Source organism: Oceanimonas doudoroffii (assembly GCF_002242685.1).
Taxonomy (GTDB): domain Bacteria; phylum Pseudomonadota; class Gammaproteobacteria; order Enterobacterales; family Aeromonadaceae; genus Oceanimonas; species Oceanimonas doudoroffii.
The window spans coordinates 30,902-54,306 of the sequence record NZ_NBIM01000005.1; the positions used below are offsets into that span (position 1 = coordinate 30,902).

Annotated in this window: 23 protein-coding genes; 4 read left to right on the plus strand and 19 right to left on the minus strand. The window is 60.0% G+C overall.

Annotated elements, in window-relative coordinates; genetic code table 11:
* Window positions 1-2: 2 nt before the first annotated feature.
* Window positions 3-950 carry a bifunctional riboflavin kinase/FAD synthetase gene (ribF, locus tag B6S08_RS13475; RefSeq protein WP_094201334.1) on the minus strand — a complete coding sequence of 316 codons (948 nt, stop codon included), beginning with the start codon at window positions 948-950 and terminating at the stop codon, window positions 3-5.
* A gap of 104 nt (window positions 951-1,054) precedes the next feature.
* Window positions 1,055-2,614 carry a murein biosynthesis integral membrane protein MurJ gene (gene murJ / locus B6S08_RS13480; RefSeq protein ID WP_094201335.1) on the minus strand — a complete coding sequence of 520 codons (1,560 nt, stop codon included), beginning with the start codon at window positions 2,612-2,614 and terminating at the stop codon, window positions 1,055-1,057.
* Between the two features lie 196 nt (window positions 2,615-2,810).
* On the opposite strand from murJ, the gene rpsT reads away from it, so the two are divergent.
* Window positions 2,811-3,071, plus strand: a complete 261-nt coding sequence (gene rpsT, locus B6S08_RS13485; protein WP_094201336.1) for a 30S ribosomal protein S20 — start codon at window positions 2,811-2,813, stop codon at window positions 3,069-3,071.
* Window positions 3,072-3,192: 121 nt separating this feature from the next.
* Here the strand turns inward: rpsT and B6S08_RS13490 are convergent, their stop codons facing one another.
* The 7 genes from B6S08_RS13490 to rppH all read right to left on the minus strand — a co-directional run bounded on the left by B6S08_RS13490 (window position 3,193) and on the right by rppH (window position 10,565).
* Complete coding sequence (locus tag B6S08_RS13490; RefSeq protein WP_094201337.1) at window positions 3,193-3,486, minus strand: ArsR/SmtB family transcription factor; 294 nt, start codon at window positions 3,484-3,486, stop codon at window positions 3,193-3,195.
* A 28-nt stretch (window positions 3,487-3,514) separates the two neighbouring features.
* On the minus strand, window positions 3,515-4,459 hold the full coding sequence (gene nhaR, locus B6S08_RS13495; protein WP_094201338.1) for a transcriptional activator NhaR: 945 nt from the start codon (window positions 4,457-4,459) through the stop codon (window positions 3,515-3,517).
* 88 nt (window positions 4,460-4,547) lie between these two features.
* Entirely contained in the window at window positions 4,548-5,747 is a 1,200-nt protein-coding gene (gene nhaA / locus B6S08_RS13500; protein ID WP_094201339.1) for a Na+/H+ antiporter NhaA, read from the minus strand.
* Window positions 5,748-5,924: 177 nt separating this feature from the next.
* Window positions 5,925-6,719, minus strand: a complete 795-nt coding sequence (thyA, locus tag B6S08_RS13505) for a thymidylate synthase (protein ID WP_094201340.1) — start codon at window positions 6,717-6,719, stop codon at window positions 5,925-5,927.
* Window positions 6,716-7,534 (minus strand): prolipoprotein diacylglyceryl transferase, encoded by an 819-nt coding sequence (gene lgt / locus B6S08_RS13510; protein ID WP_094201341.1) that lies wholly within the window; start codon window positions 7,532-7,534, stop codon window positions 6,716-6,718. Before lgt ends, thyA begins: the two co-directional genes overlap by 4 nt.
* Before the next feature lie 209 nt (window positions 7,535-7,743).
* Complete coding sequence (gene ptsP, locus B6S08_RS13515; RefSeq protein WP_094201342.1) at window positions 7,744-10,002, minus strand: phosphoenolpyruvate--protein phosphotransferase; 2,259 nt, start codon at window positions 10,000-10,002, stop codon at window positions 7,744-7,746.
* Between the two features lie 17 nt (window positions 10,003-10,019).
* Window positions 10,020-10,565, minus strand: coding sequence for an RNA pyrophosphohydrolase (rppH, locus tag B6S08_RS13520; protein WP_094201343.1), 546 nt, complete (start codon window positions 10,563-10,565; stop codon window positions 10,020-10,022).
* A 613-nt stretch (window positions 10,566-11,178) separates the two neighbouring features.
* Here rppH and mutH point away from each other — a divergent pair.
* Window positions 11,179-11,856, plus strand: coding sequence for a DNA mismatch repair endonuclease MutH (mutH, locus tag B6S08_RS13525; RefSeq protein WP_094201344.1), 678 nt, complete (start codon window positions 11,179-11,181; stop codon window positions 11,854-11,856).
* 97 nt (window positions 11,857-11,953) lie between these two features.
* Here mutH and B6S08_RS13530 read toward each other — a convergent pair whose 3' ends face one another.
* From B6S08_RS13530 to ffh, 6 genes are all read right to left on the minus strand, one after another.
* Window positions 11,954-13,120, minus strand: coding sequence for an MFS transporter (locus B6S08_RS13530; RefSeq protein ID WP_094201345.1), 1,167 nt, complete (start codon window positions 13,118-13,120; stop codon window positions 11,954-11,956).
* Between the two features lie 175 nt (window positions 13,121-13,295).
* Window positions 13,296-13,649 (minus strand): 50S ribosomal protein L19, encoded by a 354-nt coding sequence (rplS, locus tag B6S08_RS13535; RefSeq protein ID WP_094201346.1) that lies wholly within the window; start codon window positions 13,647-13,649, stop codon window positions 13,296-13,298.
* A 32-nt stretch (window positions 13,650-13,681) separates the two neighbouring features.
* Complete coding sequence (gene trmD / locus B6S08_RS13540) at window positions 13,682-14,428, minus strand: tRNA (guanosine(37)-N1)-methyltransferase TrmD (RefSeq protein WP_094201347.1); 747 nt, start codon at window positions 14,426-14,428, stop codon at window positions 13,682-13,684.
* Between the two features lie 27 nt (window positions 14,429-14,455).
* Window positions 14,456-14,977, minus strand: a complete 522-nt coding sequence (gene rimM / locus B6S08_RS13545; RefSeq protein WP_094201348.1) for a ribosome maturation factor RimM — start codon at window positions 14,975-14,977, stop codon at window positions 14,456-14,458.
* A 23-nt stretch (window positions 14,978-15,000) separates the two neighbouring features.
* On the minus strand, window positions 15,001-15,252 hold the full coding sequence (rpsP, locus tag B6S08_RS13550; protein WP_094201349.1) for a 30S ribosomal protein S16: 252 nt from the start codon (window positions 15,250-15,252) through the stop codon (window positions 15,001-15,003).
* A 161-nt stretch (window positions 15,253-15,413) separates the two neighbouring features.
* Window positions 15,414-16,808 (minus strand): signal recognition particle protein, encoded by a 1,395-nt coding sequence (gene ffh, locus B6S08_RS13555; RefSeq protein ID WP_094201350.1) that lies wholly within the window; start codon window positions 16,806-16,808, stop codon window positions 15,414-15,416.
* Between the two features lie 145 nt (window positions 16,809-16,953).
* Here ffh and B6S08_RS13560 point away from each other — a divergent pair, with 145 nt between their 5' ends.
* Together B6S08_RS13560 and B6S08_RS13565 are read left to right on the plus strand one after the other, a co-directional pair.
* A complete protein-coding gene (locus B6S08_RS13560) occupies window positions 16,954-17,745 on the plus strand; it encodes a cytochrome C assembly family protein (protein WP_206063657.1) in 792 nt (263 codons plus the stop codon).
* Window positions 17,746-17,801: 56 nt separating this feature from the next.
* Window positions 17,802-19,070, plus strand: coding sequence for an HlyC/CorC family transporter (locus B6S08_RS13565; protein WP_094201352.1), 1,269 nt, complete (start codon window positions 17,802-17,804; stop codon window positions 19,068-19,070).
* 9 nt (window positions 19,071-19,079) lie between these two features.
* On the opposite strand, the gene B6S08_RS13570 is transcribed toward B6S08_RS13565, so the two are convergent.
* The 4 genes from B6S08_RS13570 to relA form a co-directional block, all read right to left on the minus strand.
* Window positions 19,080-19,541, minus strand: a complete 462-nt coding sequence (locus B6S08_RS13570; protein ID WP_094201353.1) for an Rrf2 family transcriptional regulator — start codon at window positions 19,539-19,541, stop codon at window positions 19,080-19,082.
* An 84-nt stretch (window positions 19,542-19,625) separates the two neighbouring features.
* The gene (locus B6S08_RS13575) at window positions 19,626-20,276 is read right to left on the minus strand and encodes a tetratricopeptide repeat protein (protein WP_094201354.1); all 651 of its coding nucleotides are present in this window, start codon (window positions 20,274-20,276) and stop codon (window positions 19,626-19,628) included.
* Between the two features lie 54 nt (window positions 20,277-20,330).
* A complete protein-coding gene (mazG, locus tag B6S08_RS13580; RefSeq protein ID WP_094201355.1) occupies window positions 20,331-21,134 on the minus strand; it encodes a nucleoside triphosphate pyrophosphohydrolase in 804 nt (267 codons plus the stop codon).
* A gap of 49 nt (window positions 21,135-21,183) precedes the next feature.
* The gene (relA, locus tag B6S08_RS13585) at window positions 21,184-23,397 is read right to left on the minus strand and encodes a GTP diphosphokinase (RefSeq protein WP_094201356.1); all 2,214 of its coding nucleotides are present in this window, start codon (window positions 23,395-23,397) and stop codon (window positions 21,184-21,186) included.
* Window positions 23,398-23,405 lie beyond the last annotated feature (8 nt).

Here is a 23,405-nt window from a genome sequence, read left to right on the forward strand (position 1 = left end):
TCCTACATTCCGTTCGGTTCTGATACCGCCAGCCCGAACCATTGTCTGGCCCTGACGGCATCGCGTTGAATCTGCTCCTTCAACAGCGCAAAGGAAGCGAATTTTTGTTCATTTCGCAGCTTGTGGCACAGCGCCACGTCCACCTGTTTACCGTAGAGATCGCCGGCAAAGTCAAACAGGTGCACTTCCAGCAGGGCCCGTGTGCCGTTCACCGTGGGCTTGTGGCCGACATTGGCCACCCCGGCATAATCTCGCCCTTCCACGCTCAGCCGCACCGCGTACACCCCCGACACCGGAATCACCCGGCGCTTGAGCGCCACATTGGCAGTGGGAAAGCCGATAGTGCGGCCCAGCTTGGCGCCGTGGGCCACTCGGCCACACAGACTGAAGGGCCGGCCCAGCATGCGCGCCGCCTCATCCAGGCGATCGTCGGCCAGCGCCTGACGAATCAGGGTGCTGCTGACCCGGCGGTTTTCCATGCGCCAGCTTTGAGTGCTGACCACCTCGAAATCAAAGGCCCGCCCGGCCTGGGTCAGTAATTTAAAGTCGCCGCCCCGGTTGCGGCCAAAGCGAAAGTCGTCGCCCACCACCAGAAAGCGCACCCCCAGCCGGTTAACCAGCAAGCCGCGTATAAAGTCGTCCGGGCTCTGGGCGGCAAAGCCGGCGGTAAAGCGCACACACAACAGGCGGTCGATGCCAAGTTCGGCCAGCCGGGCATATTTTTCCCGCAACCGAGTCAGCCGGGCCGGCGCATCCTTGCCGGCAAACAGCTCCTGGGGCTGGGGCTCAAACACCATGACACAGGCCGGCACGCCCAGCCGGCGCGCCTGCTCCACCAGGCCACGCAGCACCGCCTGATGCCCCAGGTGCACGCCATCGAAGTTGCCGATGGACAGCACGCAGCCGCGATGCCACGGTTTGATGTTGTGAATGCCGCGAATTAGCTCCATAAGTTCCGCTGCCGGCCCCTGCAAATCGGCGGATTATAACTCAGCCGGCCCCCGGGATCAGCCCTTGATGGCCGGCGGTGCGATCGAAGCCGCTGCCGGGTCACTTACTCAACCACCCGAAAGTGCCGGGGCCGGGCCCCCAGCAGCAGCAGCAGGGCGCCATAACAGAGGGCGCCGGCGCCGATATAGCCGAGCAGATGCAGACTGCTTTGCGCCAGGCTCCAGGCCGCCCAGACTTTCAGCGACGGCGACAGCCACCCCAGCAGCGCCGCCATGCCGGCCCCGGCCAGCGCCACCTGCAGCATAAAGATCAGGGTGGTGCGACTTGGGCTGTATACCGAGCGCCTGTGCAGCCCCCAGCCCAGCAGGCCGGCGTTGAGCACCCCCGACAGGGCCGTGGCCAGCGCCAGGCCCACATAACCCAGCGGAAAGATCAGCAGGGCGTTGAACACCATGTTGGCGACCATGGCAATAATGCCAAAGCGCACCGGAGTGCGGGTGTCCTGGCGGGCGTAATAACCCGGCGCCAGCACCTTGATCAGCATAAAGGCCTGTAGTCCCAGGCCATAGGCCACCAGGCTTTTGCCCGCCGCGGCCACTTCCTCCATGCCGAACTCGCCGCGCATAAACAGCACCCGCAGCATGGGTTCGCTCAGCACGATCAACCCCAGCATGGCGGGAAACCCCATCAGCAACACCATGCGCACACCCCAGTCCATGGTGGCGGCAAAGCCGTCTCTGGCGTCGTCCACATGGCGGCTCGACAGCGCCGGCAAGATCACGGTGGCGATGGCGATGCCAAACAGCCCGAGGGGAAACTCCAGCAGCCGATCCGAGTAATAGAGATAGCTGATGGAGCCGGTGGCGAGAAAGGACGCCAGCATGGTGTCGAACAGCAGGTTGACCTGACTCACCGATACCCCGAACAGCGCCGGCAGCATCAGGGTGCGGATTTTCACCACCCCGGGGTGGTGCCAGGCCCAGCGCGGGCGCACCAGCAGCTTGAGTCTGGCCAGAAACGGAAACTGAAACAGAAACTGCACCAGACCGCCGGCAAACACGCCCACCGCCAGGCCGATTTCCGGCTGGGCCAGCCGGGGCGACAGCCACCAGGCGGCGAGAATGATGCACACGTTGAGAAAAACCGGGGTAAAGGACGATACCGCAAACTTGTCAAAGGTGTTGAGAATGGCCCCGGCCATGGCGGTAAAGCTGATAAACCACAGGTAGGGAAAGGTGATCTTGAGCAGCAGGGACGCCAGCTCGAACTTCTGGGCCTCGGGGCCGCCCTGCAGCCATTCCATAAACCAGCCGGCGCCAAACAGGGCGGTCACCACCCCCGAACCCAGTATGCCCACCAGGGTCACGACCGTCACAATCAGGCCAAGGGTGCCCGACACCGCCGCCAGCAGATCCTGTGTGTCCTTGAAACTGCGGGTCTGCTTGTATTCGGTCATCACCGGCACAAAGGCCTGGTTAAAGGCCCCTTCGGCAAACAGCCGGCGCAGAAAGTTGGGAATGCGATTGGCGAAAAAGAACACGTCGGCCGAAGCTCCCGCCCCCATCAGATTGGCGATCACCACGTCCCGGACCAGCCCCAGCACGCGGGAAACCAGGGTCATGGCCGAGACTATCATGCCCGACCGCAACAGCGCCTTGCTCAAAATGAAAACCTCACGGTAAGAAATTGCTGAACGCAGGTGAATACTGCTAGAATTCGGCGGACAGTTTAACCCCCTGCCCTGTGCCACGCCACAGGGCGGTGTTTATTTGCACAAATCAATTGACAATCAGCGGTGAAAAGGGCATAGTCCTCGGCCTTTTATGAGCACTCGCTAAGACAGATTCAGGAGTTATACCTTGGCTAACATCAAGTCTGCTAAGAAACGCGCGATTCAGGCTGAGAAGCGTCGCAAGCACAACGCCAGCCGTCGTTCTATGGTTCGCACTTACGTGAAAAAAGTAATTGCTGCCATCGCCACCGGTGACAAAGCCAACGCTCAGAAAGCGTTTGACGCTGCCCAGCCGATGCTGGATCGCATGGCCACCAAAGGCCTGATCCACAAAAACAAGGCCGCTCGTCACAAGAGCCGTCTGAACGCTCAGATCAAAGCCCTGTAAGCGCTTTACTCTGGCATCGAAAAAACCGGCTTTATGCCGGTTTTTTGTTGCCCGTTTTTCAGTGAGGGGATAGGCGTCAGGAGTGAGGCGAACTGTTCCTCCCCCCCTGACTCCTAGCTCCTCACCGGCAGTACAGCCGGTGCAGCAGGGCGATCATCTCCCGCACTTCATCACTTTTAAGCGAGTAATACACGGTCTGGGCTTCTTTACGGGTGCTCACCAGCCCGTCGTTGCGCAAAATCGCCAGGTGCTGAGACAGGGCCGACTGGCTCAGCCCCAGAAACCGGTTCATCTCCCCCACCGACAGCTCCTGGTCGAGCAGGTGGCACAGAATAAACAGCCGGCGTTCATTGGCCAGCGCCTTGAGCAGCTTGACCGCCCGGGCGGCGTTGGCCTCCATTCCTTCGATGTTCATGTCGTTGCTTGCGTTCACACTGGCGTTCTCAGCTGAATTCATCGTCAAAGGTCGCGGGTGGCGTCACCGCAGAAAAGTCGTCGAGGCCGGAGAACAGCGAGCTGAAGTCACTCTCGCACAAGCGTTTCACCGCCGGATGCTGGATCATGCGCTCGGCGAAGATCACGTAATATTCCTCTTTCAGCTCGGGGGCGCGGCCGATTTCAATCACCGGCTGATACTGCAGTATGGCGTCCCGGTAAATGGCAGGGGCCACAAAGATTCCCTGGTTAAAAAAGCCAAAGGCCTTCATCAGGGCGGCATCGTCGAACTCTCCCAGGATCTGGGGTTTCAGCCCCTGCACCTCCAGCCAGTGACGCAGCTGGCGGCCCATGGCGGTGCGCCGGCCCGGGATCAGCAACTTGCGTTCTTCCAGGCAGGCGGGAAAGGGTTTGACCGGCAGCGGTTCGCGGCAGTAGAAGCCCATGTCACACTCCCCCAGCTTTTTCGACAACAGGCCCGCGTGCTGGGCCGAGTCCACCGGGCAATCGGACAGTATCATGTCGAGCTTGTGCTGGCTGAGCTGCTCCAGCAGCATTTCGTGGGTCGACTCGTAGCAGCGCAGGTGGATGGAGCCGTCGTTGGGGATCACCGACAACAACACTCGGCTCGCCAACCGCTTTGACAGCGCGTCGGCAATGCCCACCTCAAACACCAGGTGATCTTCCTTGCGGTAGTTGACGATATCCAGCATCTCGTAAGACAGGCTGAACATGCGGTCCGCATACTGAAACACCAGCTGTCCCAGCTCACTGGCTTCCAGCTGGCGGCCCTTGCGCTTGAACAGCTTGCCGCCCAGACGCTCTTCCAGCTGGCGGATCTGTCCGGTCACGGTCTGGGGGGTCAGGTACAGGGCCTCGGCGGCCTTGGTGACCGAGCCCTTTTTCTGGGTCATCCAGAAATAATAGAGATGGTTGTAGTTCAGGTGTGACAAGCTGCCGTCTCCGCGGATTCAATGTCCCATCATAAAGAAACCGGCCGGGATTTTATACCCGGCCGGTTGCTTCGAACAGGCGCATGGCTTACACCAGCTGGGTATGTACCGATACCTTACGCCGTTGTGACTCCTTTTGCGGCAGTACCCGCCTCAGCATGACATAACCGGCCACCGCCGCCACGGTAGAGCCCATCAGAATGCCCAGCCGCGAGAGATTGGCCAACTGGACCTGATCCGCAAAGGCCAGCGACGAAATGAAGATCGACATGGTAAAACCGATGCCACACAACACGGATACCGCAAAGACCTGACGAAAACACACCCCCGCCGGCAACTGGGCATAACCCAGCCGTACCGACAGCCAGCTCACCAGGAAGATGCCCATGGGTTTACCCACCAGCAATCCCACCATCACGCCAAGGGGCAGCGCCGAGGTCAGGTCCGCCAGGGACAGTCCTTCCAGCGACACGCCGGCGTTCACAAAGGCAAACAACGGCAATATCACAAAGGCACACCAAGGGTGAAGGAAGTGCTCCAGCTGCTTGGAGGGCGAAAAGCGGTGGCCATAAAGGGGGATAAGGAAGCCAAGAATCACCCCGGCCAGGGTGGCGTGCACGCCGGACTTGAGCACGGCGACCCAGATGATCCAGCCCAGCAGCAGGTAGGGCACCAGGTTGCACACTCGGGCCCGGTTCAGCCAGACCAGACCGGCGATGCCCAGTGCGCCCACCGCCATGGCGGTCACATCAACACCGTGGTTGTAGAACAGGGCGATAATGATGATGGCCCCCAGATCATCGATGATCGCCAGCGCCAGCAGAAAGACCTTCAGGGTAAGAGGCACCCGCTTGCCCAACAGCGCCATCACCCCCAGGGCAAAGGCGATATCGGTAGCGGCGGGAATGGCCCAGCCGCTCTGGTTGGCGGGCTCCCCCAGGTTCAGCAGCATAAACCACAGCGCCGGAAACACCATACCACCGATGGCGGCCAGGGCCGGAAACATGGCCTTTTCGCGGGTGGAGAGCGCGCCTTCCACCATCTCGCGCTTGACCTCCAGACCCACCAGCAAAAAGAACACCGCCATCATGCCGTCGTTGACCCACAGCAGCAGCGGCTTGTCGAGGTTGAGATCACTGATGCGCAACTGAATGCGCATATTAAGGAATTCCTGATACATACCGGACAAACCGGTATTGGCCATCAGCATGGCGATCAGGGCGGCGATAATCAGCAGTATTCCGCCGGCCGATTCCATGGCCAGAAAGCGTTTAAGCACATGCGACATAATCGAGCTCCTTCTCAAAGAACAGCCCGAGTGTAATCAGCTTGTTACAGAGGTAATAATCGGTTGTTTCTGATCAACACCTCGGGAAAATCGAATTAAAGCGCAGAATGACTCACTAATACCGATGAAAATAAAATGTTAGTCTAAAGTAGAGCTTGATTTACAAACAAACAGCTGTCAAATGGCCACCGGTGCCTTGATATGGGGGTGAGGATGGTAGTCTTCCAGAATAAAATCCTCATATACATACTCAAACAGGGAGTTCGGGCGGCGTGCCAGCCGCATGGTGGGCAAGGCTTTCGGTTCACGCCCCAGTTGCAGCCGGGCCTGCTCCAGGTGATTGCTGTACAGGTGCACATCGCCGCCGGTCCAGACGAAGTCCCCAGGCGCCAAGCCCGCCTGCTGAGCCATCATCATGGTGAGCAGGGCGTAACTGGCAATATTGAAGGGCAGGCCAAGGAAAACATCACAGCTGCGCTGATAGAGCTGGCAGGACAACCGGCCATTGGCCACGTAAAACTGAAACAGGGCATGGCAGGGCGCCAGTGCCATTTGGTCGATTTCACCCACGTTCCAGGCCGACACGATAATGCGTCGGCTGTCCGGGTTGGTTTTAATGGTCTCCAGGGCCTGGCTGATCTGATCGATCACCCGACCATCGGCCGCTTCCCAGCTGCGCCACTGCTTGCCGTAAACTGGCCCCAGATCGCCATCGTCACTGGCCCACTCGTCCCAGATGCTGACACCGTTATCCTTGAGGTAGGCGATATTGGTGTCGCCGTTCAGAAACCACAGCAGCTCGTGAATGATGGATCTGAGGTGGCATTTCTTGGTGGTGACCAGCGGAAAGCCGTCCGCCAGGTTAAAGCGCATCTGGTAGCCGAACACCGACAGGGTACCGGTGCCGGTCCTGTCTTCCTTGTGCTCACCGTGATCAAGAATGTGTTGCATCAGCTCGAGATAGGCTTTCATGCGGTCTTTGCTCCGTTACCAAACCAATGGGGACGACGACAGGCCGCCCATAACATCAAGGCGCCGCCGATCATCATCGGCAACGACAACAGCTGGCCCATGCTGAACAGGTCCAGGTAAAGGCCCAGCTGGGCATCCGGCTGGCGTACAAACTCCACCACAAAGCGGAACAGGCCGTAGCACAGCAAAAACAACCCGGAGATCACGCCCCGGGGCGGCCGGACGCGCCAGGCCAGGTTGAGAATCAGCAGCAGCAGCACCCCTTCCAGGGCGAATTGATACAGCTGGGACGGATGCCGGGGCAAGGCGCCGGCGGCGGGAAAAATCACGCCCCAGGGTACATCGGTCACTCGGCCCCAGAGCTCGCCGTTAATGAAGTTGCCAAGACGCCCGGCGCCCAAGCCAAAGGGAATAAGCGGCGCAATAAAGTCGGCGACCGCAAAGAAGGTCTTGTTGTGCTTGCGGCCAAACAACCAGAAGGCGGTGAGCACACCCAGCAGGCCGCCGTGAAACGACATGCCGCCGGACCAAATCTTGATGAGGTAAAGCGGATCGGCAAGAAAGGTGTCGAACTGGTAGAACAGTACATAGCCGAGCCGGCCACCGACAATAACCCCGAGGAAACCGTAGAACAGCACATCGGAGACCTGATCCTTGGTCCAGCCGGAGCCCGGTTGTGCCGCCCGGCGATTGCCCAGCCACCAGGCAAACACAAAACCCAGCAGATACATCAGCCCGTACCAGTGCACCGCCAGCGGCCCCAGCTGCACGGCAATGGGATCAAAGCCGGGAAACACCCAGTGAGAATCAGACATGCGCTTACCCCGAAAAATGGAAAGCGGGTATTGTAAGGCAAATGACGGTGGCTTTCCTGCTCGAATGAAGATCCCCGCACGGGGTTAATGAACGAACATTGCTGCTTTGCGGGGCGAGCCGTCCGCGCTTTGAAGAAAGCACAGCTCAGATGGAGCGCAGGCGGCCCGCCGGCATGGCGTCGGCAGGTGCTGACCAAGCAGGAATTTTACTACAGCCCCGCCCGCAGCAGGCCGCCGAGGCCGCGCTCTTCCAGGTAACGACCAAAGATGCCTTTAAAGGCACCGACATGGCGGTGGCTGAGGGCTTCCTGCAGCAATTTCTGCAACTCGTCGGCCCGGGACTGCCGCACGATGTACTTGATGCGCATGATATTGCTGTTGTTCATGCTGAAGCGGCGATAGCCCATGGCCATCAGCACCAGTACGCCGATGGGATCCCCCGCCAGCTCGCCACAGATGGATACCGGCCGGGCGTGCTGGCGTGCCGCATCGATGATCTGCTGCAGGGCCCGCAGCACCGCCGGGTGCAGGGAATCATAGATATCGGCCACCCGGCCATTGTTGCGATCCACCGCCAGCAGATACTGAGTGAGATCATTGGTACCCACCGACCAGAAGTCCACCAGGGGTGCCAGCTCGGTCAGCTGATACAGCAGCGAAGGCACCTCTATCATCACCCCCAGGCTGGGGTAGCGAATAATACCCTGCTCGTCGGCGGTTTCTGCCGACACCTCACGCCAGGCCCGATCCAGCAGCCGCCGCGCCACCCTCACCTCCTCCAGGCTGCCGACCATGGGCAGCATGATCGACAGGTTGTCGAGGCCAATGCTGGCCCGAAGCATGGCCTTGAGCTGTACCAGAAAGATCTCCGGGTGATCCAGGGTCAGGCGAATGCCGCGCCAGCCGAGAAAGGGGTTTTCCTCGACGATGGGAAAATAAGGCAACTGCTTGTCGCCGCCGACGTCCAGGGTGCGCATGCACACCGGCTTGCCCACGTAGCTGGTCAGCACGCGGCGGTAGCTGTGCACCTGCTCCTGCTCGGACGGAAAGCGATCCCGCATCATGAAAGGAATTTCGGTACGGAACAGGCCGACGCCGTCGGCGGCATCGTTCATGGCCACGTCGGCGTCGGCGCTGAGACCGGCATTGAGCAGCAAGGACACCTGGACGCCATCCAGGGTTCGAGACTGCTCCTTGCGCACGGTGGCGAACAGCTCATCCATCTGAGCCTCTTCGGCGATGACCCGGCGATATTCCTTCAGCACCGACGGCGCCGGCTCCACCAGCAGCTCGCCGGTGTAGCCGTCCACCACCAGCTGGCGGTTTTCCAGCAGCTCAAAGGAATGATCGATGCCCATCACCGCCGGAATGCCCATGGCCTTGGCCAGAATGGCGGCGTGTGAGTTAATGGAGCCCCTGGCCGAGACAATGGCCTTGAGCTTGCTGCGGGGGATCTCGGCGATCAGAGTGGCGCTGATTTCGTCGGCCACCAAAATAATGGGCTCGGACAGGGACAAGGCCCCGTCGTCTTCATGGATCAACCGGGTCAGCAGGCGCTGGCCCAGATCCCGTATGTCGGCGGCGCGTTCGCGCAGGTAAGGATCGGCCATGTTGGCAAACTGGGCGATCTGTTTTTCACAGACCCGTTTGACCGCACTGCCGGCGGTCCAGCCGTGTTCGATCTCTTCCCGAATCAGGCCGATAAACACCGGATCCTTGAGAATGTACTGGTACACCTCAAACACCGCCATCGACTCGCCCGCCGGCGACTCCTTGAAACGCAGGGCCATGCCGTCCAGCTCGGCTTCAACCTGCTGCAGCACCTTGTCGAGGCGCTGATGCTGCACTGGCGTGTCCTCGGTGCGACGCACCCGTACCCGCTCCAGTTCCACTCGAGGACGCCAAACCCAGGCCTTGCCAATGGCCACCCCGGGCGAGCCGGCCAGGCCCCTGAGCATGCCGTGCCAGTTACGGGAGCTGAGGTTACCCCTGGCTTCGGCATGGGCGATCACCGTTGCCAGCTGGGCCGCCAGGGTCACCAGAAAGGATTCTTCCCCTTCTTCAAACAGGCGCACCTGTTTTTGCTGAACCACCAGCACCCCCAGGGTCTTGCGCTGGTGAATGATGGGGGCGCCCAGAAAGGAGCGAAAGGCGTCTTCGTGAGCTTCGGGCAGATATTTAAAGCTGGGGTGATGCTGGGCGTCGGCAAGGTTGATCAGCTCTTCCTTTTCACCAATCAGGCCGACGATACCCTCGCCCAGAGGAATACGTGCCCGGCCTACCGCTTCGGGGGCCAGGCCGTCGGTGGCGGCCAGCAGATAACCGGGATCGTCGCCACGGCGCAAATAAATGGAGCAGCAGTCCACACGCATGACTTGCCGGGTCTGTTGCGCCAGCTCCGACATGGCTTCATTCAGATCGGAGCTGGCGGTAACCCGCTGGACGATTTCTCTCAGTTCCCTTAACACTGCCGCACTCCCTGAAACTACCGGTAACGTCTGCGACGCCCCTGCTCCGTTCGCTGACGGCCCTGTTCGGCACGATGCCGCCCCTGTTCCGCCATGACGATGGGAGCAAACTCCCGCAACACCCGTCGATATACTTCCCGTTTAAAAGACACCACCTGGCGCACCGGATACCAATAGCTGACCCAGCGCCAGTCATCAAACTCCGGGTGCCCGTGGCAGCCGAATTCGATGTGTGATTCATGATCCGAGTCCAATCGCAGCAGAAACCATTTCTGCTTCTGACCAATGCACACCGGGTTGCTGTCCCAGCGTACCAGCCGCTTGGGCAGCTTGTACTTGAGCCAGTGCCGGGTAACCGCCAGCAGGGTAACGTTTTCGGGACGCAGCCCGATTTCCTCGTACAACTCCCGGTACATGGCCTGCTCGGGAGTCTCCCCCTCGTCCAGCCCCCCCTGGGGAAATTGCCAGGAGTGCTGCCCGTAGCGCCTGGCCCATAACACCTGGCCTTTGCGATTGCAGATCACTATGCCTACATTGGGACGAAAACCGTCACCATCTATCACGCAATCACCAGACAAAAAATCTCACATGTTCACGATTGTTCCATATTACCCCATTTCCGGCAAATCAAGCCTGCGGCGGCGCAGGGGGTTCTCACTGAATAACTCAAGTTTTTGTCAATAGTTATAAACAAAAAAAGCCCGGACGCCTCACCGTTTCCCCCAGATCATGTGGATAATACTGTGATAAAGTCGGTATAGCTGTCGATCTCACTTTTCATCCAATACCATACCTTCTGTGATCAGCATCAAAATAAAAACAAAAAAACATTAATAAACAGTACATTAAAAACATAACACAGGATCGGACTGGATCTTTGATCAGGTCGAAACGCCCCTGTTTTGATGTTGATAAGTTCTCGAGCTCAAGAATCCATCATCGCAAGGTTATCCACAAAGCGAAGAAAGATTTGCATGGCAGACTCCACTAAAAATCCTCGCCTTTTTCTTTCCCACGCAAGGAAGGGCAGTTTTTGACGAGGGACGGGCAGTTATCCAGTTTTTCTGTGGATAAGCTTGTGCAACGGCATGTTCATACTTGAGTAAAACGGGTATATGATCGTCGACCGCCCCATTCCCTCGGGCGCCGGCCCGCCACGAAAAAGGTGATTAAATTTTGAACACCCCCATTTCCCGCCCCGACAGCGTCGCTACCCTGCTGAACCGCGCCCGGCAACTGGCCGGCCAGCCCCTGGCCGCCCTGGCAACCGAACTTGGCCTGTCGGTGCCGGGCAACCTGCGCCGGGACAAGGGCTGGATAGGTCAGTTGCTGGAACTGAGCCTGGGGGCCCATGCCGGTTCCAAGCCCGAGCAGGATTTTCCCGAGCTGGGCGTAGAGCTCAAGACCATTCCGCTGGACGCCAGCGCCCGTCCACTGGAAACCACCTTTGTGTGTGTGGCCCCCCTGCTCGATATTGCCGGCCTGACCTGGGCAACCAGCAATGTGCGCAACAAGTTGTCCCGCGTGCTGTGGGTACCGGTAATCGGCGATCGGAACACCCCCCCCGGCGCTCGCCTGATAGGCCAGCCGCTGCTGTGGACACCAAGTGAAGAAGAAGAATGGCTGCTGCGTCAGGACTGGGAAGAGATCATGGAGCTGATAAGCCTCGGCCGAGTGCAGGAGATCACCGCCCGTCACGGCCAGGCGCTGCAGCTGCGCCCCAAGGCCGCCAACGGCCGCGCCCTGACCGACGCCATCGGCCCCGATGGCAGCCGCATTCAAACCCGCCCTCGCGGCTTTTACCTGAAAACCGGATTTACCTCTGCCCTGCTGGCCCGGCATTTTATGCTTTGAGCCCGTGATAGGTGAGGGGTAGCTTGCTGATGAGCAAAGCGAATCGCAACATAAAGGGAGCGATGAAATGTTGCAATTCGCTGCGCTCATTGACAACCTACGCAGCCACCGGCTCCCGGGTATTGAGTCGCCAGATCAGCATGAGGACCAGCAGGATCCAGGGCACGGCGAACAGGTTCAGGCCACTCCAGCCCAGCAGCACTACCCCCTGGCCGGCAAACAGGCTGCCAAGGGCGGCGGCGCTGAATACCAGAAATTCGTTGATACCCTGCACCCGGGCCTTTTCTGCCGGCCGATAACTAAAGGTCAGCAGGTGGGTGGCGCCGATAAAGGTGAAGTTCCAGCCCACGCCCAGCCACAGCAGTCCCCACCAGTAGTGCCAGAAGCCGGTGCCGGACAGGTTTACCGCCACACTCAGCAGCAGCGCCCCGCAGCCCCAGAGGATCACGTTGCGGGTGCCGAAGCGGCGAATCAGCCGGCCGGTAAAAAAGGACGGCACAAACATGCCCAGCACATGCCACTGGATGACCATGGCGGTGGCGGGAAAGTCATGATGGTGTCCGTCCATCGCCAGGGGCGTGGCGGTCATCAGCAACACCATAATGCCATAGCCAATCATGCCCGAGGCCACCGCCGCCAGCAGCAGCGGCTGACGAAACAATTCACCATAGGAGCGCACCCGTTCGCCGGGTTGCAACGGGATCGCCGCCGGCAGCGGCAGCAGCAGGATCAGCAGCAGCGCCACCACATAGAGGCCGAGCAGGCCATAAAAGGCGCCGGCATAGGCACTGTCGTCGTGCCAGCCTTGAGACCATACCGCCAGGTTGGGACCAATTACCGCCGCCAGTATGCCGCCGGCCATCACCAGGCTGATGGCCCGGGCATGCTGGCCGCTGTCGCAGGCTTCCAGCGCCGCAAAACGGTATTGCTGACCTACCCCGATGGCGATCCCGGTAAGAAAGGTACCGGCGGCAAACAGCCCCAGGCTGGTCGACAGCAGTCCCTGCAGCGCCACCCAGGCGCCGAGCAGGCCAAACAGGTTGCCCAGCACAAAGCCCGCCTTGCGCCCCAGCCGCTGCATCAAATGCGCCGCCGGCAGGGTGGCGGCAATCAGGCCGGCGAACTGGCAGGCCACCGGCAGGGTGATCTGCCAGGCCTGTTCGGCCAGCTGCTGACCGATCAGTGCCGACACCGACACCAGCAGAATATTGCCCGACGCCAGCAACGCCTGGGCAATGGCCAGCCCCCATACGGTGATCGGCATAATAAATCCTTTTTTACATTAGCAACAATTGAAATACCTTACTCCACTCCGCCCTAAAGCAAAAGGCAAGGTTGGCGGAAAGGAAACCAGAGGTAGCATCAAATGCAGGAAACGAGGACGGGTTAAAAAACAAAAAGGCCCGCAAATGCGGGCCTTTGTCGACAGCCGGTTCGGCTTATTTGGTGGCGAGACGCTCTTTGATACGAGCAGACTTGCCGGAGCGGTCGCGCAGGTAGTAAAGCTTGGCGCGACGCACGGCGCCACGACGCTTCACTTCCACGCTGCCGATCAGCGGGCTGTGAGTCTGGAAGGTACGCTCAACGCCTTCACCGCTGGAGATTTTACGTACGGTGAAAGAAGAGTGCAGACCGCGGTTACGCTTGGCGATGACTACGCCTTCGTAAGCCTGAAGACGCTCTTTGCCGCCTTCAACTACACGTACCTGTACGCGCACGGTGTCACCCGGACCAAAGTCGGGAATGTCGCTGCGCAGTTGTTCTTCTTCAAGCTGCTTGATGATGTTGCTCATGATATTTCCTTACCTAGGGTAAACTGAAAACTCTACTGCTTGTCCTGCTGTTCGCGGACAAATTGGGCAAGAAGCTGTTCTTGCTCGTCAGTCAGAGCTAGGTTGTGAAGCAGTTCCGGCCTTCTCGACCAGGTACGGCCCAATGACTGCTGCATTCTCCAGCGCGCTATGTCTGCGTGGTTGCCACTGAGCAACACGTTGGGAACGGCCATTCCCTCCAGTTGCTCGGGACGCGTGTAGTGAGGATGATCCAGCAAACCTTCACTGAAGGAATCCTGCTCCGCACTGGCCATGTCACCCAATACGCCGGGCACCAGACGGGCCACCGCATCAATCAGCACCATGGCCGGCAATTCGCCGCCACTGAGCACGTAGTCGCCCACCGACCATTCTTCGTCGATATCGGCTTCAATGACGCGCTCGTCCACACCTTCATAACGTCCGGCCACCAGGATCAATTTTTCCTGTTGTGCCAGTTCGCATACACCCTGCTGATCCAGCTTGCGGCCCTGGGGGGAAAGGTAAATCACCTTGGCGCCCTCGCCCGCCGCTGCCCGCGCCGCCGCTATGGCGTCGCGCAATGGTTGCACCATCATCAGCATGCCCGGTCCGCCCCCGTAGGGTCTGTCGTCGACAGTGCGGTGTTTGTCCCGGGTGAAATCCCGTGGATTCCAGCTTTCAAATGTCAGCAGGCCTTCTTTCACGGCCCTACCGGTGACCCCGTAGTCACTGACTGCCCGGAACATCTCCGGGAAGAGGCTGACGACCCCTATCCACATGATTCTCTCCGTGCAGGGCTACCGGGATTAAAAATCCGGATCCCACTCTACTTCAATGATCCTGTCCTGAATGTTCACGGACTTGATCACCTGTTGCTCCAGAAACGGAATCAACCGTTCCCGTTGACCAAATGCATCGTTGGCATTGGCTTTGACCACCAGCACGTCGTTGGAGCCGGTTTCCATCAGCTGAGACACCACACCGAAGTCGTAACCCCGAGTGTTGCTCACACGACAACCGACCAGATCGCGCCAGTAAAATTCATCCGCCGGCAGCGAGGGCAGAGCCTCGGCGCTGACTGCGATGTCGGCACCGGTCAGTGCCTGGGCCTGTTCGCGCTGGTCGATATCGGCCAGTTTGCAAATCAGGCTCTTGTTGTGGCGCTTCCATCCAGAAACCTGAATTTCACGCCAGCCTTTGCCATCTCTTACCAGCCAGGGCTGATAATCGAAAATGCCATCGGGCTGTTCGGTAAAGGAGTTGACTTTCAACCAGCCCTTGATGCCGTAAACGGCGCCCAGGCGGCCTACTATGACAGGTTCACTCACCTTACACTCCTCGCCCGGCCGGCTCAGGCAGCGGCTTTGGAAGCGTCTTTGACCAGTTTGGCCACGCGCTCGGAAAGGCTTGCACCCTGGGCTACCCAGTGGTTGATGCGCTCCAGGTCCAGACGCAGTTTTTCTGCCTGACCAGCGGCGATCGGGTTGAAGAAGCCTACTTTCTCGATGAAACGACCATCGCGAGCGTAGCGGCTGTCAGCAACTACTACTTGGTAGAACGGACGCTTTTTCGCGCCACCACGTTGTAAACGAATGGTTACCATACCGTCCTCTATTCACTTGAAACAAACAAGGTTCGCGAACAATGCGAACCCCGGCTTAAAATAAGCCGCGCAATTGTACTCCGATCAGGTGAGAATGCAACCAAAAGGGGTGCGCGACCCGTGTTTGCCACCGGCCAGGCCGGCGACAAATTCGTGGTGGCTCAGAACGGGCCGCGACGGCCGCCGCCGCCCATGCCGCCCATGCCGCCCGGCCCCATCATGCCCTGCATCTGGCTCATCATCTTGCGCATGCCGCCCTTGCCGGACATTTTCTTCATCATTTTCTGCATCTGGGTGAACTGCTTGAGCAGCTTGTTCACTTCCTGCACCTCGGTGCCGGAGCCCAGGGCGATACGGCGCTTGCGACTGCCCTTGATCAACTCGGGATGGCGACGCTCCTTGGGCGTCATAGAATTGATGATGGCTTCCATGCGCACGGTGAGCTTGTCGTTGACCTGATCCTTGACGTTGTCGGGCAGCTGATTCATGCCCGGCAGCTTGTCCATCAGGCTCATCATACCGCCCATGCTGCGCATCTGCACCAGCTGGTCACGGAAGTCTTCCAGATCAAAGCCCTTGCCCTTCTTGAGCTTCTGGGCCATCTCGGCGGCCTTGTCCTTGTCCACCGAGCGTTCCATCTGATCGATCAGCGACAACACGTCGCCCATACCCAGAATGCGTGAGGCCACCCGGTCCGGGTGGAAAGGCTCGAGGGCATCGACCTTTTCGCCCATACCGATGAACTTGATTGGCTTGCCGGTAATATGACGCACCGACAGGGCGGCACCGCCCCGGGCGTCACCGTCGGCCTTGGTAAGAATGACGCCGGTAAGCGGCAGCGCCTCGCTGAAGGCCTTGGCGGTGTTGGCGGCGTCCTGACCGGTCATGGCGTCGACCACGAACAGGGTTTCCACCGGATCGACGGCGGCGTGCAGCTGCTGGATCTCGGCCATCATGTCTTCGTCGACATGCAGGCGGCCGGCGGTATCCACCAGCACCACGTCAAAGAATTTCTTGCGGGCGTGCTCCACCGCGTTGCGGCCAATATCCACCGGCTTCTGGCTGACATCACTGGGGAAGCATTCCACCTCCAGATCCGCCGCCAGGGTCTCGAGCTGCTTGATCGCCGCCGGGCGGTAGACGTCGGCACTGACCACCAGCACCTTTTTCTTGTGGCGCTCCTTCAGGTATTTGGCCAGCTTGCCCACCGAGGTGGTTTTACCGGCACCCTGCAGGCCCGCCATCAGCACCACCGCCGGCGGACTCACCGCCAGATCGAGGGCCTCGTTGGCCTCGCCCATCACCGCCACCAGCTCGGCGTTGACGATCTTGATAAAGGCCTGGCCCGGGCTCAGGGACTTGGAGACCTCCTGGCCCACCGCCCGCTCCTTGACCCGGTTGACGAACTCGCGCACCACCGGCAGGGCCACGTCGGCCTCGAGCAGGGCCATGCGCACTTCGCGCAGGGTTTCCTTGATGTTGTCTTCGGTCAGGCGTCCGCGACCACTGATGTTCTTCAGCGTGCGCGACAGTCTTTCGGTGAGATTCTCAAACATGAACTGCGTCCGCAAATGGCGAAAATTGCGACCAGTATAACCAAGTTGCGCGCCGAACTTAAGCGAACCCCGCTAGCGATGGGCGAGTCCTTGAGGGTATACTGCCCTTTCCTTTTATATTTCCGATAAATGGCTGACATTCATTATGGAATTGCTTGCTGTTCTGGCGATGGCATTTTACCTGTTGGCGGCCTTTGCCTGTGTGCACAACCTGTTTAACCCGCACAATCATGGCCGCCGTTATGGCCTGCTGGCCGCGGTGTTCGCCCTGTTGTTGCACGGCACCTGGCTGGTCGATACCGTCATTCTGGTGCCGGGCCAGAACCTGAGCATGCTGAATGTGGCCTCACTGGTCAGCCTGATCATTGCCGGCCTGATGTCGCTACTGGTGACCCGCTTCAACGTCTGGCTGCTGATGCCGGTGGTCTACGGCTTTGCCTTTCTGTTGCTGGTGGCCGATACCCTGCTGCCGGGTCATTACAGCATGTATCTGGAAACCCGTCCGGAAGTGGTGGTGCATATCGGCCTGGGGTTGATGTCCTACTCGCTGCTGGTGATCGCCTGCCTGCTGGCCATTTTGCTCGGCTTTCTCGATCACCGACTGAAAAAACACAAGCTCACCAACCTGCCCGCCATGCCGCCGCTGATGACCCTGGAACGCCACCTGTTCCGGCTGATCTTTGCCGGCGTGGTATTGCTGACCCTGTCCATCTCCAGCGGCCTGTTCTTTCTGCAGGAAATGTTTGGTCCGGGTAAGGTACACAAGGCGGTACTCACCATTATTGCCTGGTGTGTGTACGTGGGGCTGCTGTGGGGCCACCACCGTCTGGGCTGGCGTGGCCGCAAGGTGATCTGGACCAGTGTGGCCGGCAGCCTGCTGCTGACCCTGGCCTATTTCGGCAGTCGCTTCGTGCGGGAAGTCCTGCTCGGTTCTTGACAGGCTTTCGGCAAACTCGTAGAAATTGATCAGGTTTTTTACACAGGACGGTCTGTTTGGACGACATATCGACGGGTGCGCTTACCGGCATCCTGATTGCATTGCTGTTTGTTTCCGCCTTTTTCTCCAGCTCCGAAACCGGCATGATGTCGCTCAACCGTTACCGGTTGCGGCACCTGGTACAAAGCCGTCACAAGGCCGCCACCCGGGTGGAGCGGCTGCTGTCGCGCCCGGATCGCCTGATTGGCCTTATCCTTATCGGCAACAACCTGGTCAACATTCTGGCCTCGGCCATCGCCACCCTGCTGGCCATTCGGCTGTTTGGTGACTATGGCGTGGCCGTGGCCACCATAGGCCTGACCCTGGCGGTGCTGATCTTTTCGGAAGTCACCCCCAAGACCCTGGCCGCGCTCTATCCGGAAAAGGTTGCCTTTCCCGCCTCCATTATTCTGCGGCCGCTGATGGTGCTGCTCTATCCGGCGGTGTGGGCCATCAACGCCATTTCCAACGGCCTGCTGGCGTTGTTCCGTATCAATCCTCAGGGCGGGGAAGACACCGCCATCAGCTCGGAAGAATTGCGCACCATCGTCAACGAGGCCGGCGCCCTGATCCCCAGGCGCCACCAGGACATGCTGGTGTCGATCCTGGACCTGGAAAAGGTGACGGTGGACGACATCATGGTTCCGCGCAACGAAATCTACGGCATCGACATCACCCAGGACTGGAAGAGCATCAACCGCCGCCTGTTGCAGAGCCCGCATACCAAGGTGCTGCTGTACCGGGACAACATCGACGACGCCCTGGGCTTTATTCACGCCCGGGACGCCCTGCGCCTGCTGGGCCGGGAAGAGCTGAGTAAGCCCAGCCTGATGCGGGCGGCGCGGGAGGTGTATTTCATTCCCGAGGCCACCCCCCTGAACGTGCAGCTGCTCAAGTTTCAGCGCAACAAGGAACGCATCGGTCTTATCGTCGACGAATACGGCGATATTCAGGGCCTAATCACCCTGGATGACATTCTGGAAGAGATTGTGGGTGACTTCACCACCACCATCAGCCCTACCCTGAGCGACGAGATCAAGCCCCAGGACGATGGCTCCTACCTGATTGAAGGCTCGGCCAGCATTCGGGATCTGAACAAGGAGCTGAACTGGAATCTCCCCACCGACGGCCCCCGTTCCCTTAACGGCCTGATACTGGAATACCTGGAAGACATTCCCGAGGCCAATATCGGCCTAAGGGTGGCGGGCTATCCGATTGAAATTCTGGAAGTGGAAAATAACGTGATCAAGCAGGTACGGGTGCAACCGAGTTACTACCAGCCCTGAGCCTGCGGCTCAGGCGGCCGGCTCACCGGGCCGGCGGTCCGCTTCCAGTGTACTGAAGATCACCATCAGCTCCTTGCGGTTATCGACCAGATCCGCCAGGGTGTAGCCTTCCATCACCTGCAAAAAGGCTTCCATGGCCTCGGCCAGGGCATCGCGCAGCCGGCAGGCCGGCACCAGCGGGCAGGCCGGACTGCCACAGTCAATGCCCCTGAGATTGTGCTCCAGCAGCCGAATGACCTTGCCCGCATTGATGTCCCTGGGCGCGCGCGCCAGCCGAATGCCGCCGTTTTTGCCCCGCAACGCCTCCACATACCCTTCCCGGGCCAGCTGATTGATCACCTTGACCATATGGTTGCGGGACACATCATAGAGCGCCGATACCCTGGCCACGCTGGTGAGTTCTCCCCTTGGCAGGGTAGCCAGGTACATCAGGGCCCGCAGGCCAAAATCGGTATAGGTGGTCAGCTTCATGGTCGAGTCCGAATTCAGGGGGCGAATATATATACATGATACACATTCATGGACCGGCTGACATTAAATGTCATGACGCCCGGCTCAGTACAGCAACTGGGCCTCCAGCTCCCGCACTCGGGCCGGCGGCATGCGTTTGGCGAGCCCCGCACTCAGTTGCTCGGCCCGACGGTATTTGCCCTGATCGTCGGTCACGATTTGTTTCAGCCAGAGGTAGGCCTGAGGATAATCTAGCGGGCTGCCGGCCCCCTCCAGCAGCCAGGCAGCCCAGATGAACTGGGCCTTTTCAAAGCCCAGGCTGGCGGCTTCCTGCATCAGGGGCGCTGCCCGTCCCCGGTTTTGTTGTACCAGGGTGCCTTCATAATAGTAACGGCCCAGTTGCTCCAACGCCGCCGGCAGGCCCTGACGAGCCGCCGCCCACATCATGTCGATGCCCCGGCGCGGCTCCGAGGGCACACACACTCCCCAGGCCAGCATGTCGCCCCACAGAAACTGGTAGGACGGCAGCCGTAACACCTCGGCCCTGGCCTCAATGTCCTGTACCAGCTGGCAGTCGTCCTGATCCCGCACCCGCTGCAGATGGCGATTGTGGTTGATCAGGGTGATCAGCTCGCTTTCCTCGTACAGGGGCACGGCCTGAAGCGCGTGCAGCTCGGTGGCAGCGGCCGCAGGTACGGCTTCCTCGGCAGTGACCGACAGGCAGCCACACAACAGCAACAGGGGCAAATATTTCATGGCACCTCCTCTCTCTGGCGGTTATCGGCCGGCAGTGCCAAAGATTGAGCGAAATCAGGCCTCGCCGCGCTTAACCCGGTTCCAGTAGCCGTCCAACTCCTCCAGGGAGCAATCTCGGCTGCTCCTGCCATCGGCGGCAAGCAGCTGCTCCACGCCACGAAAGCGGCGCTCGAACTTGTCGTTGGCACGGCGCAACACACTTTCAGGCTCCTGCTTGAGGTGGCGTACCAGGTTGACGGTGGCAAACAGCAGATCCCCCAGCTCGTCGGCGATGCGATCCGCATCGTGCTCGGGCCGGTTCACTTCCTCCATCACCTCGTCCAGCTCTTCCCGAATCTTGTCTACCACCGGTGGCAGCTCGCGCCAGTCAAAGCCCACGGCGGCGCAGCGCTTTTGCATTTTGTGGGCCCGGGTTAGCGCCGGCAGCGCCAGGGGAATGTCGTCGAGGGCACTGGTGGCCGAGGCATCTCGTTCCTTGCGCTCTGCGGCCTTGGTGGCTTCCCAGTTGGCCTTGATGGCGGCCTCGTCGTCAAAACGGGCCTGACCAAACACATGGGGATGGCGGCTGACCAGCTTCTCGCTGACCGCCTGCACCACATCGGCAAAATTGAAGCGGGCCTGCTCTTCCCCCAGACGGGCGTAAAACACCACCTGAAACAGCAGGTCACCGAGCTCGCCGGGCAGCTCCTCCCAGGCCTGGCGGGCAATGGTGTCGGCCACCTCATAGGCTTCTTCCAGGGTGTGCGGCACTATGCTGGCGAAGTCTTGCTTCAGATCCCAGGGGCAGCCACTTTCCGGATCCCTGAGCGCCGCCATTATGGTCAGCAGATCGGCCAGCGAATATTGATGTTGTTCCATGCGTTTCCCTTAAAAATGTGCGCCGGTGCCGGCTGGGTGAAGCCGGCCCCTACAGTCGCCGGGCTTCCAGAATATCCGGCAACTGGCTGATTCGGGCCAGGGTGCGGCTCAGGGTATCGATATTGTAGACTTCCAGCTCCATGTCGATGGTGGCGGTCTGCTGCCGGCGGTTGGAGCGACTGTTGACTCCCATCACATTGATTTTTTCATTGGCCAGTATGGTGGTGATGTCGCGCAGCAGGCCGGAACGATCATTGGCCACCACTCGCATGGTCAGCTGGTAACCGCCGCCGTTGTCTTCGCCCCACACCGCTTCCACCATGCGCTCCGGGTGCTGGGCGGCCAGCTCCTTGAGCTGGTCGCAGTCGGCCCTGTGTATCGAAATGCCCCGCCCCTGGGTAATAAAGCCGATGATCTCGTCCCCGGGAATGGGCTGGCAACAACGGGCGGTATTGGTGAGCAGGTTGCCCACCCCCTGCACCACAATGTGGCCCCGCGGCTTGTTGTCCTGGGGCTTTTTCGCCGCCTTTTGTTCCAGCTCCCGCAGCACCTGCTCGTCCTGCTCGGCGCTGGTGGGCTTGTTGTGCTGGCTTTGCAGGTGGTTGAGCAACTGGTTGATGCGCAGGTCGCCGCCCCCCAGGCCCGCCAGCAGATCGTCCAGGCTGGTGACATTGAAGCGCTCCAGCGCCTTTTTGTCGACCTGGGAGAAGGTCAGCCCCAGCCGTTCCAGCTCCTTGTCGAGCAGCTCGCGACCGGCATGAATGTTCTTGTCCCTGTCCTGCTTCTTGAACCAGGTCGCCACCTTGGAGCGGGCCCGGCTGGTGCGCAGAAAACCCTGGCTGGGGTTCATCCAGTCACGGCTGGGGTTGGGTTGCTTCTGGGTAATGATTTCAACCTGATCGCCGGTCTGCAGCTGATAGGTAAAAGGCACGATGCGGCCGTCGACCTTGGCACCGATGCAACGATGCCCGACCTGGCTGTGCACATAGTAGGCAAAGTCGAGGGGGGTGGCGCCGGCGGGCATGTCGACCACGTCCCCCCTGGGAGTGAACACATAGACCCTGTCTTCAAACACCTGGCTGCGCAGTTCGTCCACCAGGGAGCCGCTTTCGGCCATGTCTTCCTGCCAGGCCAGCAGTTTTCTGAGCCAGGCGATCTTTTCCTCGTAGCCGCCCTGCTTGCCGCCGGCGGCGCCTTCCTTGTATTTCCAGTGGGCCGCCACGCCCAGCTCGGCATCCTGGTGCATCTGCTCGGTGCGGATCTGAATTTCCACGGTTTTGCCTTCCGGCCCCAGCACCACGGTATGAATGGACTGATAGCCGTTGGGTTTGGGATTGGCGACATAGTCGTCGAATTCCCGCGGAATGTGGCGCCACTGGGTGTGCACTATGCCCAAGGCCGCATAGCAGTCCTGCAGCCGGTGGGTCACCACCCGCACCGCGCGCACGTCGAACAGCTCGTCGAAGTCGAGGTTCTTCTTCTGCATTTTGCGCCAGATGCTGTAGATGTGCTTGGGCCGGCCATAGACCTCGGCCTCGACCCCGGCCTCATGCAGGGCATGGCGCAGGCTGGCAACAAAGTCGCTGATATAGGCTTCCCGCGCCAGCCGTTTTTCGTCCAGCAGCCGGGCAATGCGCTTATAGGTGTCCGGGTGCAGATAACGGAACGACAGGTCTTCCAGCTCCCATTTGAGCTGGCCGATGCCCAGCCGGTTGGCCAGGGGCGCGTAGATGTTGGCGATTTCCTTGGCTACCAGCACGCGGGTTTCTTCGTCGGCGCCCTTGACCTCACGCAGGCAGGTGATGCGCTCGGCCAGCTTGATCACCACGGCACGCACGTCTTCCACCATGGCCAGCAGCATGCGCCGTACCTTGTCGACCTGGGCTTCGTTGTCCTTGTCGCCGTGCAGGTGCTGCAGGGAGCGAATGGCTTCCATGTCGGCCACCCCCTGCAGCAGCCGCGCAATGTCATCGCCAAAGTCTTCCCGCACCCGTTCGCCGCCGAGCGCGCCGTATTCATGAAAGGGATAGAGCAGTGCGGATTTTAGGGTGTCGGTGTCCATGCTCAGGGTCAGCAGAATGCCGACCATTTCTACTCCCTGGGCCTGCAACCGGGTACAGGCCTGCTCACACAGCTCCAGTCGCTGGCAGTATTCATAAACCGCTTTCAGCCGCGTCCGCTCATTGGCGTCCAGCGGCAGCCCCTCGGCCCACTCCTGCAGGCAAAAGGTCGACTTGAGATGGGTATCGCGCACGGCAACCATAAATGTCC